1 protein-coding gene is annotated in these 14931 nt (G+C 35.7%); it reads left to right on the forward strand.

Going from position 1 to position 14931, the window contains the following annotated elements:
• Positions 1-246: 246 nt before the first annotated feature.
• Positions 247-14814: an immunoglobulin domain-containing protein gene (locus tag ACT3CE_RS10800; protein ID WP_444709787.1), complete on the forward strand. Its 14568-nt coding sequence runs from the start codon at positions 247-249 to the stop codon at positions 14812-14814.
• Positions 14815-14931 lie beyond the last annotated feature (117 nt).

Genomic DNA, 14931 nt, shown 5'->3' on the forward strand with positions numbered 1-14931 from the left:
TTTATTTCAATGCTTATTTAATTTTTCTTAACTTTATTAAATATTTTACAATATCTGTAACAAAAAAATACTTTTGTCAGTTTATAATATAGATTTGTGGAATAATATTGCGCATATACAAAAAACGTTTTTTTTCGTTTCTGCGTATTTAACACTAGCTAACTGAATAAAAAGTCCTTTTGGGACTGTAAATGTTTACTTGAAAGAGCACTATCTTATTATTCGTTTTTTTTGAAGTACCCTTTCTTGAACGATTTTTATAATATTATGAATCTTAATGATATGGGAAATGGTAAAAATTTTACTCGATTTCAAAATTTTTTAAAAGTAGTTTTTGTTTTTATTCTTTTTGCACTGCCAATAAAAAGTATTGCACAGTACGACTATGAGCATTATGTTCCGCCGTTTTACTGTTCTGCTCAGGTGGGAAAACAAGAGATTTTTCTTTCAACCAATTCTGAGAAAGAATTAACCGTGTATGTTGAAGACGGACAAGGGAAATCAATAGCAGGTCCTTTTACCATTAGCAGGACTAAAAGTGAAACCTATATTTTCGAAACTTCATCAGGGGCAACATATAGTACCCATAGCAATTCTAGTTATCCTGATGGGTGCAGTTATTCCTATGGAATTATTGGGCCTAAAGAACTGAACAAACCGCTAGATGGACACGGTCTAAGAATTTACTCTTACGATGGTCCTTTTTTTGCAAACATAAGGCACGGTTTTAGTAATGATGGTGACGGAGGAGCTTTAACCCACGGTTTTTCTTTATCTGCTAAAGGGGCTACAGCACAAGGAACCGATTTTTATTCGGGACACTTATATAATCATACGATTCTTCATAATACTAATTCCTATTATTCAGATCCATATTATTATGGAAGATATCCTGTTAGGGGACATTCCATATCGGTAATGGCAGTTGAGGAGGGAAGTACAACAGTTACATTCTCTGGTTTAAAATGCAAGTACATTACAAAATATGAAAGTGGAAGTGTAAAATTAGTTCCTATTACTTCAGATGAGACCATAAGTGTTGATTTAACTAAAGGACAATCTTATACTATTGCAGTAAATTTATATGGAGAAGAATTTCATAACGAATCAATAGAGGTTCGTAACGGAATGAATGGTACTCATATTACCTCAAGCCAAAAGATTGTGGTAAACTCTGGTTCTTGGACTGCAGGAGCAAAGCCTTCTCAGGATATGGGATTCGACCAGATTGTGCCAGTTGATCAGGTTCGTGATAAATACATTGTAATGAAAGGACTTGGTCGGGCTGAACCTGATCCTGGTGCTTATTATGCAGGACAGGAAAGAACAATTGTTGTTGCTACTCAGGAAAATACCGAAGTGTGGGTAAACGAAGTTAACAAAGGAACTCTTGCCAATCCTGGCGATTTTATGATTTTGGATGATATTGTTAATCCAAGTGCATTACCTACCCTTTATATTAATACCAAAGGTAAAGATGTCTATGTTTACCAAACCATGTGTGGTACCAGTGGTAACTATATAAATATAGGTCTTAACTTTATTCCTCCTCTAACTGTTTTAGGAATGAAAGAAGTGGTAATTCCTAAAGCTAAGCAAATTACAAGTGGAGATTATATTTATCCTACAGTTACAATTTTAGCACAAAAAAATGTAGATGTAGAATTTAATGGAAATCCTGTACCAAATCCACACGATGTAACAGGAACTACAGAGTGGGTGTATTTTAAAGTGTCAGAAGATATACTTGGTGACTGCCGTTTTGCGGGAAATAAAGCAATTAATGTAGCATGGACAGCAAGTTCTAATACTCTTGGTGCGGCAGGTTATTATTCTGGTTTTACAAAGGCAGTATCACCTATTCATCCAGAAATAGATGTTGATACTGATTTAGGTGTTATTTGTGAAAGTTACGACGATAATATTGTGGTATCGGTTAAAGAACCCGAACCAGATTTTTATGAATGGTATATAAATAATTTTGAAGGAGATGCAAAATTTCCTAATAGTCCACTCGATGTTGAGGCTCCGGATGTTGAAACATCCTACTATGTGATTGGTTATTATCGCGATCCTAGTTTGGATATTTTATTTAATGGTGACTTTTTAGATGGATACAATGGTTTTAATTCCGAATATGAACTAGTTACTAAAAATCTTACAGAGCCAGGAAAATTTGCTATTACTGGTCGCCCTAAAGATGAAAATGCTCTTTTAAATGATTTTCCGCCTTTAAGTGGATGGAAAATGTTCCTTGGTTATTCCGATAATCAGGGCGATGTGGTGTATCAGGTTGATGAACTAGAGGTGGAATCAGAATTCAATTACATTTTTAAAATGTATGGTCGTTTGGCTCAGGATGAATCGGCCAATGATCAATCATTAAGAGTTTTGGTTAATGATGAAACAATTATTACTGATTTTACAATTAACAGTTCTAATGAGTGGCAATCATCTTCTGCTTTATGGAGTCCGGGAGATGCCAGAAAAGCGAGTATTAAAATCTTAAATAATAATTTGGATAGTCAGGATGCTTTTTTTGCAATTGATAGTATCTCATTTGTGCAGGCAGTGCAGGATACTGCAGTATTTGTGGCCAAAGTTGTTCCTAATATCAGTACCATAAAAGATACTGAATACCATTTTTGTGAAGGCACTCCAAACTCATTAGATGTTTCCAATGGCGAAACCAGTTGGTACGACTATTCCTGGTCTAAAAAAGATGATGAGACTGGAGAATATATCAAATTGGTAAATACTGATGATATTTTCGGAGTAGATTCTTGCGTGCTTACTTTTAATGATCCTAAGCAAATTGAGGAAGGTACATATAGATGTACAATTGGCTTTAATGAAGATTATCAGCGATGTGGACCAGATGAAACATTAGATGTCGATTTAGAGGTTTTTGTAGATTTGGATGCTAATGTTCGTATTTCAGGTGCTTCTCATACTTGTATGAATAGTCCGGTTACTTTCCAGGCTTTGGTAGAAGGCGATCAGGAGATTCTTAAATGGTATGTAGATGGTGCTGATGAACCAGTTTATGTAAGTAAGGATAAGGAATATTCATTTCCTGCAGAAACACAAGGTATGCATACAATTCGATGTGAGGCAGAAAATGGATGTGGATTGTCATTTGCAGAGGTTCAAATTGAAGTTTTGGCTTATCCAAAATTAACAGCTTTAAATGTAGCAGATCATACTTGTGTAGGTGCCGATGTAAGTTTGGAAGCACTTGCTACAGTTGAAGGTACGAGTAATCTTAAATATTACTGGTACAAAGGAGTCGAAAGTTTAGATCATAATGAATCAACTTATAGTTTTACCTCAAGTTTAGATGATCAGGGAGATGTTTATAGTGTGGCAGTTTCTAATACGTATACTGTTGGCGATGATATTTTTGAATGTAGGTCTGAACAAACATTGGAAACAGATCCTTTAAATATTATTCCAGAGGTTAATTTAACTCCACTTAGCGATGCAACGCTTTGTGAAGGAGAATTTCATGAGTTTAAGGCTGAAGTAGGAGAAGATGAATCGAATTATGAGTTTAAATGGAAAATAAATAATGTTCTTACAGATAATAAAACATCTGCTTATGCTATTTCTTCTGTCTCAAACAGTGATGTTGGAGCTTATAAGGTTGTTGTTTGGAATGAGTGTTTTACAGAAAAATCGACAGCGAATTTAGCCATAAAACCAAAAATTAAAGTTTATGGTATTGATTTTAACGCCGATGGACCTTTCTGTACGGCAACAAATGTTTCTTATACTTTTAATGTGGAAGATAATGGTGCGGCTTACGAATATAAAATTATTGACCCTAAAGGAAATGAAACAATAACTACTCAAACTGGAACTTTCCTTGTGGACGAAAGCACACAAGGAGAATGGCAGTTTATTGTAAATGGCGAATGTGGTGAGGATCCATTTGTCTATAAACAAAGTTTCTGGCTAATTCCCGATTTTGGAAATCTTACTATTGATGATGTAGGAACTTGTTTGGGTGAAAATATTAATTTCTATGCTAAGGTTGATCTTGATTCAGATTTATCAGAATTAACATATCTATGGAAAAATTCTGCTGGAACAGAATTGGGTACCGAGGCTACTTTACCAATAAATAATGTTCAGGAATCCGATTTGGGAACATACTCCTGTACTGTCTCCGATGGATGTCATGAAAAAACAGAATCTGCAGTTCTTAGTATCGAGAAAGTAAATACAAATCCAGATCTTGCCGAAATAACGTTATGTGTAGGTGAGAGTTTAGAAATTGCTATCGATTATGTTGGTACTCCGGAATTTGAATGGAGATTTAATGATCCTAGTGGATCAATAATTAATTCTACGAATACTTTTAAAATACCTTCTGTTTCGAAAACTGATGAAGGAATTTACTATTGTAAGGTTAAATTAATTTGTGGTACAAGTGTAACAGTTAAAAGAAAATTAATTGTAAACGAACATATTAATGTTGCCGATGTTTCTGATCTAACAATTGATATTTGTCAGGGAGATAAACCTGAACTTACCATTAATGTAACTGGTGAAACCGACAATTATTCAGTGCTTTGGACTGATGGAGCAGATACACCTTTAGATGGTTTTGGTGATGTAAATACAATTCAATTGCCAGCTCATAATACAGTGGGTAGCTTTACCTATAAAGCAATAGTTGATGGTAATTGCGAAGATTTTGAGAAAAAATACATTGTTCAAGTCCACGAGAAGCCAATATTAAAGGCTGTTGATAATGATATGCTAAAATGCTCTGGTCTCGTTGAGTTAAATATCACCGAAAGTGGAGAACACAATGGCATTAGCTGGTGGAAAAATGGAAGCGAAATTTTCGATGGAAATTCTGAACCAACTGATTTTGTGATAAATCCTGCAACAAGTCCTGATGATGATGGAACCTATATCGCTAAAGTTAGTTCTAAGTATTGTGGACCTGCACAGTCTTCAATTAAATTGGATATCATAAATACAATTGAACTTAAAGAACAAAGTCCTGCGCTTACAGAAGTTTGCGAGTCTAATAATGTGACTCTTTTTGTGAAAGCAGATGGTGATGATATTCAGTACAAATGGACTCATACAGCAGATCCATCTAAAACATTTCCTAATTCACCAAGTATAGAATTAAAAGATGTAACTTCTGCAAAAGATGAAGGTGAATATACTTGTGAGTTAAGTAATGATTTGGGATGTGGAAATACAACAGCAACATTTAATGTAATTGTAAACGAGAACCCGAGTATTTCACATCCTGAAGATCAGACAATTTGTGAAACTACTACAAGCGTTGATTTTAAAGTTAAAGGATCGGCCGAAGGAGATGAAAATTACCAGTGGTATAAGAATGGTGTATTGATTCCTGGAGCTACCAGCAGAATTTATACAGAGAATTCGCCAGCTAACGGTTCAACATATTATTGTACTGTTACAGGAACTATTGGCGATTGTGGTACAGCTAAATCCAATGAAGCCACACTTACAATTATAAAAGAAGTGTCAGTTACCGATCCTATCGATCAATATATTGCCGATGGAGCAGATGCAACATTTAATGTTAAAGCTTCGGGCGAACCAGAATATTCTTACCAATGGCAAGTTTGGAATGGAACAGATTGGTTTGACATTTCTGATGTTGATAAATATTCAGGAACAAAAACTACTGAACTAAAAATTACAAATGCTGATAAAGCGACCTACGATGGTAAGCAATACCGATGTGTTGTCTTAAGTTCTGGTAAAGTTTGTAATTCTTCTGCAACTAGTAATGAAGCAACACTTCACATTAACACAGTTGTTAAAATTGCTGCTCAACCTGAAAATCAGACGGTTTGTGAGGGAGAAAATGCAATTTTCGAAATTACAGGAAAAATTTCAGACCTTACTTATACCTGGGAATATAGTACCGATGGAGTAAACTTTAACTCAATAAGTGGAGAGTCATCTTTATCAGAATCAAGCGATGCAAACGGATCAGAATTAACAATTAGTCCTGCTGCATTGGCTATGAATTCATGGAGTTTCCGTTGTTTGGTAAGTGATGGAAGTAGTACTGATGAATACTCTAATGAGGTATCAGTTAGAGTATTGAAAGATATTGATGTGTCTACAGCTAATGCAAGTTTTAATCCTTGTTTGAATAAAAATTTCTCATTATCAGTTGAAGCAACTGGGGATGATATAAAATTCCAATGGTATAAAGACGATGTAATTATTACAGGAGCAACAAAAGCTACCTATAATTTTGGAAATATAGCTTTAGCAGATGAAGCAACTTATAAATGCGAAGTTTATAACGATCAGCATTGTAATGATATTACCAGAACATTTATTGTTGATGTAAAAGTACCAGCAACTGTAGACGATCCGGAAAATGTTGTGATGTGTGAGACAGATATTGATCCGAAATTTACAGTAACAGGTGGAGGATATGATATCTCTTATCAGTGGTATAAAAATAATGTTGCCATTTCAGGAGCTGAATCAGCAAGTTATACCGAAACAGATCCTAAAGATGGAAATACCTATTATTGTGAGGTTTCGAATACCTGCACAACAGTAAAATCGAAGAGTGCTTTATTAAGCGTAGTAAAAAATCTTGAAACAACTGATCCAGATAATTTAACCATTGCCGATGGAGCCAATGCAACATTTACTGTTATTGCCAGTGGAGAACCAAATTACACTTACCAATGGCAAGTTTGGAATGGATCTGATTGGGATAATATTTCAGATATTGATAAATATTCAGGAACATCAACTGCAGAATTAACAATTACCAATGCCGATAAAGCAACTTACGATGGAAAACAATATCGATGCGTTGTTTATAGCGATGGAGGAATTTGTATTTCAGAAGTAACAAGTGGTAAAGCTACCTTAACAATAAATACAGTAGTTAAGATCGCAGCCGATGCTAACAACGCCGAAGTTTGTTTTGGTGATGATGCAAGTTTAACACTTACCGGAACCAGTGATGCATTAGCATTTACCTGGGAATACAATAAAGGAGGTAGTTGGATTGCTGCCGATGGGCAAGATGGAATGTCTGCAAATAAAGTAGGAGCAGTATCAACATTAACAGTACCTGGAACTGATTTAGGAATTAACACTTGGCAGTTTAGATGTTTGGTAAGCGATGCATCTAGTACCGATGTTTACTCAAATACAGTTACAGTTCGAGTATTGGAAGATATTGTAGTATCTACCATAGATGAAAATTTCACACCATGTTTGAATGATGCATTTGCACTAAGTGTGGTAACAACAGCTGGGGATGATATAAAATTCCAATGGTATAAAGACGATGTAATTATTACAGGAGCAACAAAAGCTACCTATAATTTTGGAAATATAGCTTTCGCAGATGAAGCAACTTATAAATGCAAAGTTTATAACGATGAGCATTGTAATGATATAACCAGAACATTTATTGTTGATGTAAAAGAACCAGCAACAGTAAACGATCCAGTAAGTGTTGTGATGTGTGAGACAGATGTCGATCCGAAATTTACAGTAACAGGTGGAGGAGATGGTATCTCTTATCAGTGGTATAAAAATAATGTTGCCATTTCAGGAGCAACATCAGCAAGTTATACCGAAACAGATCCTAAAGATGGAAATACTTATTCTTGTGAGGTTTCAAATACCTGCACAACAGTAAAATCGAAGAGTGCAGTATTAACTGTTGTAAAAAATCTTGAAACTACCGATCCGAAAAATTTAACCATTGCCGATGGAGCCAATGCTACATTTAGTGTTGTTGCCAGTGGAGAACCAAATTACACTTACCAATGGCAAGTTTGGAATGGATCTGATTGGGATAATATTTCAGATATTGATAAATATTCAGGAACTCAAACAGCAGAATTAACAATTACCAATGCCGATAAAGCAACTTACGATGGAAAACAATACCAATGCGTTGTTTATAGCGATGGAGGAATTTGTATTTCAGAAGTAACAAGTGGAATTGCTACTTTAACGATTACAGCTGTTGATAAAATTCTTAATCAACCTAAAGGTAATGAGGTATGTAATGGTGAACCTACTAAAATAACTATTGAGGGAACAGTAGTTGGACATACTTATATATGGGAATATGACGAAGGCGACGGTAGTGGATATAAACCTGCTGTTGGAAATTACAGTATGATTTCAAGCGAAACAGGGAAAATATCAACATTATCTATTCCTAATGCCTCTCTTGCTATGAATTCCTGGTTGTTTAGATGTGTTGTAAATCCTGTAGTGGGTTCTAGTGAAACTTCTCAACCAACTACGATTCGAGTACTGCAAAATATTACAGCTTCTGCAGTTAATGCAGATCAAAGTGTTTGTGAGAACGAATCAGTTACAATGGCAGTAACAGCTACAGGAGATGATAAGCTTTATAAATGGTATAAGGATTCGGAGCCATTAATAATTTTATCAAAAAGTGAAGAATTATCAATTCATAATGTACAACCGATAACAAATGAGGGCGCTTATACATGTGAGGTTTATAATACTCTGGGATGTGGTGACCAAACCGTTCATTTTACCATAGATGTAAAAGAATTGGTGGCAGTAACTAATCCATTCGATAAAATAATTTGTGAAACAGATGAAGCACCAATGTTTACAGTATCAGGAAGTGGAGAGCCCGGTTTTACATATCAGTGGTACGATAAGAATGGTGTGTTAGCAGGAGAAACTTCCGATTCATATACTGCTGTAAGTAAAGAAAATGGTCAATCATATTATTGTAAAGTAGTTGGTGCTTGTAATACAGCTAATTCAAATGTTGCCAAATTAAGCGTAGTAAAAAATCTTGAAACAACCGATCCGAAAAATTTAACCATTGCCGATGGAGCCAATGCTACATTTACTGTTGTTGCCAGTGGAGAACCAAATTACACTTACCAATGGCAAGTTTGGAATGGATCTGATTGGGATAATATTTCAGATATTGATAAATATTCAGGAACTCAAACAGCAGAATTAACAATTACCAATGCCGATAAAGCAACTTACGATGGAAAACAATACCGATGCGTTGTTTATAGCGATGGAGGAATTTGTATTTCAGAAGTAACAAGTGGTAAAGCTACCTTAACAATAAATACAGTAGTTAAGATTGCAGCCGATGCTAGCAATGCCGAAGTTTGTTTTGGTGATGATGCAAGTTTAACAGTTACCGGAACCAGTGATGCATTAGCATTTACCTGGGAATACAATAAAGGAGGTAGTTGGATTGCTGCCGATGGGCAAGATGGAATGTCTGCAAATAAAGTAGGAGCAGTATCAACATTAACAGTACCTGGAACCGATTTAGATATCAACACTTGGCAGTTTAGATGTTTGGTAAGCGATGCATCTAGTACCGATGTTTACTCAAATACAGTTACAGTTCGAGTATTGGAAGATATTGCAGCTTCTGCCGTACTTGCAAATCAAAGTATCTGTGAGAACGAATCGGTAACAATGGAAGTAACAGCTACAGGAGATGATAAGCTTTACAAGTGGTATAAGGATTCAGAGCCGTTAGCAATTTTATCAACAGCTTCTTCTTATCGAATCGATAATGTGCAACCGACAATAAATGAGGGCGACTATACATGTGAGGTTTATAATCTTCGGGGATGTAACGATCAAACCGTTCATTTTACTATCGATGTTAAAGAGTTTGTTGCAATCAGTGATCTTTCGGATATAAAAATGTGTCCTTCTCAGCCAGATCCTGTATTTAAAGTTAAAGTAAGTGGTGATACTCCTTATGGATTTCAGTGGTACAATAGTGCTGGAGCAATTAGTGGAGCAACTTCCGATACTTATACAGAAACAAATCCTGTTGATGGGGAAACATATTATTGCGAACTTACAAATGATTGTAATACGATAACTTCTAATACGGCTATTTTAACTGTATATGAAGAAGCTAAATACACTTCGCAGCCTATTAGTATTAGTATTTTAGATGGTGATGATGCTGAGTTTAATGTGGAAGCTGCAGGTGAAGAACCTCTAAGCTATCAGTGGCAGGAAGATTCTGGTTCTGGTTATGTAGATATTACAGATGACGCTACTTATTCAGGAAGTAATACAGCCAATTTAAAAATTACAAAAGCAAATCTTACATTTAATGGTAATAAGTATCGTTGTTTGCTTTCTAATATTTGTAATACAGATTTGGCTAGTGCCGAAGTAGACTTACAAGTATTACCACTTTACAAAATCCTAACTCAACCAGCAAACCTTCAGGCCTGCTTAAACGATGAAGTATCCTTCGAAATTGTTGGAACAGATACGGATACTCCTTACGATTACGAATGGGAATACAATGATGGCAGTGGAACTTTTGTTAATGCCGAAGGTGTTCTTGGAATGGAGGAAGTGTTAATTACAAACGGATCACAGCTTAAAATTTCGAGTGTAAGTCTTGATATGAGAAACTGGACATTCCATTGTATTGTTAAAGATGGAATTAGTGAAAATGATACCTCAAATGAAGTTGCCATTGAAGTGTTTGAGCCAGTAAGTTTTGATTTAATTGATGATCAGAATCTATGTGCTGAAGAAAGTATGCAGATTTCTTTAAGTGGACTTACAGGAACTACACCAATTTCTTACTCATGGACTAAGGATGCAACAGAAGTTTCGACAACAGCAATTGTAACTATTGGTGAAGCCGACAATGGAAATTATGAAGTGACTGCCGGCAACGGTGTTTGTCCTGATTTTACCGATGATTTTGTTGTAAGTCATTATTCAAAATTAAGTATCGAGGCTTGGTCTAATACAGATCAACTTTGTATTGGCGAAGAGGAAACCTTAACTGCCACAGTAAATGTTGATCCGGCATTAGCCGCTGGTACAAGCTACGAGTGGTTTAAAGACGAGATTAGTTTGGGAGTAACAACAGCCGATTATAAACTTACTGCTACAAGTAAGGATCAATCAGGAATGTACAAATTAGTTGTATTTGATGGTTGTAATACCGAAACAGTATCTGGTTACATTGATATTTATGAACCAATTAAGAAAGTTGATGACTGGTTAAGTAAGGAGACTCTTTGTGTGGGTCAAGAATTGAGTTTGGAAGTAAATGTGTCGGGAGATGCAGTAGATTATACCTGGACAAAAGATGGAGATCCTATCACTGCAACTACGAATTATTTGGTGACTAAAGTCACAACTGATGATGCAGGTACATACAAATGTGTTGTAACAGACCATTGTGGAATAGAATTGACTTACACAATTGAGATTACAATACTGTCGATTCCTGAAATTGCAGATGGAATTGAAGATTTACCAGCCATTTGCGAAGGTGATGCTTTACAATTAGGACCTATTAATATTAAGGGTACTTACGGTGCAATTACCTGGACATTAAATGATGCTTCGGAAGATACAAGTTCTGGCTTAAGTTTGATTTTAGGAGCAGCAACTAGTGATATGGAAGGCAATTATAAAGTAGCCGTTACAAATATTTGTGGAACCGTTGCTTCTATTGGTACACAGGTAGTTAATCCAATTCCAGCAATGGAGCCAATAGCTGATCAAACGGTTTGTCAGGGCGAAGATGTAATTTTCAGTGCTAAGGCAACTGGCCGTGATGTTCATTATCATTGGAAAATTGATGGTGAAGATCAAGCTACAAGTTTATCTGTGCTATTAATTAATGGAATGAATGTTTTACCTGCTGATGAATTTACTCAGCGAATATATACTATTGAATGTTCGGTAACTAATGACAACGGATGTGGTGAAACTTTAGTAGAAACAGCACAGCTAATTGTTAATCCAACTACCATATTAAAAGAAACTCTTAAAGATGTGGTAAAATATGTTGGCGATGATTATACAATGAGTCTTGATGTTACAGGAACCGATTTATCTTACGAGTGGACTCATGAAAAAACAGATGGAACAATAGAAGTCTTAGGTGTTGATGCACCAACAATCGAGTTTACTAATATAGATTTAAGCGATGCTGGTTATTACAGCTGTATTATTACAGGAACATGTGGTACGCGCATAGCTTCGGGTACTCTAACAGTTAAGGTACCGGTTAAAATAGTTGAAGATCTATCTGCTTTCGAAGAAAAATGTGAAGGCGACGCCTTACGATTATTAATAGTTACCAGCGGACAAGTGGAGGCCATTAAATGGTTTAAGGAAGTTGGTGATACCAGAACCGAGCTTACAGAAACAGGATCGAGTTTGTATTTCTCAGAACTTAGTCTTGATGATGCAGCAACTTATACTTGCGAAATTACAGGCGAAGGTATCGATGTAATTAAGCAATCTTGTATTGTTAGGGTTTATCCTACAACAAGATTAAATGCTCCTATCGGAAATAAAGAGCTTTGCGAAGGCAAAATGTTAGATTGGAGTCCTGATGTTACAGGTGCTGCTGATTTAAGTTATACATGGTCGTTTGAAGGTAATCCGGTTTCTACCGATAAGAATTTACATTACGACGTTCTTGATTTATTACAGGAAGGTGAGTATCAAGTTCAGGTTACAGGCTTGTGTGGTGATGTTTCAAGTAGCGGATATCTGGAAATTACAGAATTACCTGAAATTATTAGTGTTAGTGAAAATGCCGAGGTTTGTGAGAACTTTGCTTTAGTAGAATTTATTGTAAAAGCTACCGGAGAGAATGTGAAATACCAATGGAGAAAGAATGGAACCGATATTGAAGGTAAAACTTCTCCGATATTGAGTTTAACTTCTATACAGCTTGATGATGATGCAATATATACTTGCAGGGTTTACAATGATTGTGCTGAGGTAATAAGTGCAGATATGAAACTAACAGTTAAACCTCAGTTGGTAATATTATCGGAACCTGCAGACATAGAGGTTTGTTCGGGCGAAGATGTTACTTTTACTGCCGAGGTAGAAGGTATCGATGTAACATATCAGTGGCAAGTAAATGGTGTTGATATACCTGGAGAAACAAATTCTGTTTATAGTATTACTAATACAGATGAATCTCATAATGGATATTATACATGTGTTGTATCCGACGAATGTACTTCATCACGTTCTACTAAGCCTGCTAAATTAACAGTGAATGCACTACCAAACACAGCGATTTTTGGTAGAATGGTACTTTGTGCTAAAGAAGATCGTGTAACCTACATAACCAATCAGTATGGCGATGATGTGTATGGTTGGGGTGTTGAAGGTGGTATTTTTGCAGGACCAGAAGAAGGTACGAAAACCAGAGTAACCTGGAGCGAAGCAAAAGAAGGTATGTTATCAATTAGCATTACCGATATGAATACGGGTTGTGAATCGAAAGTTGATTCTTTGGTAGTATTGAATGCTTTGCCTACAGTTAAATTGGCAAAATACGAATCTAAAGGTATATGCGAAGAAAGCTTTGAATTATCAGGAGGTTATCCTGAAGGTGGTATTTACTGGGTAGATGGAATCTCCGAAGAGGTATTCGATCCGGCAGATAAAGGACCTGGTAATTACACAGTTCATTATTCTTATACCGACGAAAATGGATGTTCTAATATTACCGAAACAACTAATTTAAGGGTTGATACATTGCCAGTTGTTGATATTACCGACGATATAACAGTAGGTAGTTGTAAGTCATTTGAATTATCAGCAAAAACCGACGAAGGTAATATTAGTTGGTCTCCAGCCGATAATCTTGATGATGCATACTCTATGAAACCTATATTCACACCAGGTGAATCGCAGGTGTTAGTAGCAACTGTAGTCGATGAACATGGTTGTAAAGGTGTTGATTTGGTAGAAATTAATGTGGCACCTCTGCCAGAGGTAACAACAATTGCCGATACCACAGTGGGTCAATGTAACCAATTGCAATTATCGACAGAAATTATTGGTGATGCCGGAGAAATTACCTGGACAAATTCAGATCATTTAGATGAGCCTGATAGTAAAGATCCAAGAATTATTAATGCACCCGAAGGAACCTACACCTACAAAGTTAATGTTGTTGACCTGTATGGTTGCGATGCAAGCGATGAAGTAACTGTTAAAATGGTTGCCGATCCTGTTTTAGAGGAGAGTAAATTTGCTTGTGAAGGTGAAAAATTCGAGGTTGATGTAACAGGAATGCAGAATCCTTTCTGGTCCAATTCCGATTGGAATAATGAAGAGAGAAATGAGATTAATAATTTAGATATTTATACTGTCAAAACTCCTGGTAAATATAAGTTGGAAGTTTCTAATGAATATGGATGTGGGGCAGTTCAAAACTTTACCATTAATCCTACTCCAAAAATTGAATTAAGTAATAATTTAATTTATGATGGGCCTGATGAAATTGAAATTTTAGAAGATAAACCTGTTGTAATTTTTGAAGGTCAATCTCTAACTTTGGGAACGAATCTTCCTCTTGAGTATTCTCCATATTTTTATACCTGGCAGGATGGAAGTATCTTACCGAAGTTTGAAGTTTCAGAAACAGGAAAATATATTCTAAGAGTAGAAGATAATTTAGGTTGTTTTGCTGTCGATTCTTTAAATATTGAGGTTAAACCTGTTGGGATTGAATCGCCTAGTGCATTTACACCTAACTCGACCAATGAAAATAATCGATTCTATTTGAAAAAGATCAATTACGATTTTGAAAAATATGAAATGTACGTGTACGACCGTTGGGGAGAATTACTATACAAAACCAATGAGTTTGGTTACAACGGCGGTTGGGATGGCAAGTATAAAGGAAAGCTTTGTCCTTCAGGAGCTTATGTATGGATGGTTTTCATAAATGGTGAATTAACCAATAAAGGAACCTTTATGTTGCTCAGATAATTAAAAAAACCTTTATTAATCAATAAAATAAATTTAAATTTACATCTGCTTTTGAGATTTGAGAATATCTTATCTCGAAACAGATGTAAAATTCAAGTAACTAATCTATAGGATTTA

The sequence above is a fragment of the Marinifilum sp. RC60d5 genome (assembly GCF_052400665.1).
Classification (GTDB): Bacteria; Bacteroidota; Bacteroidia; order Bacteroidales; family Marinifilaceae; genus JBQTGK01.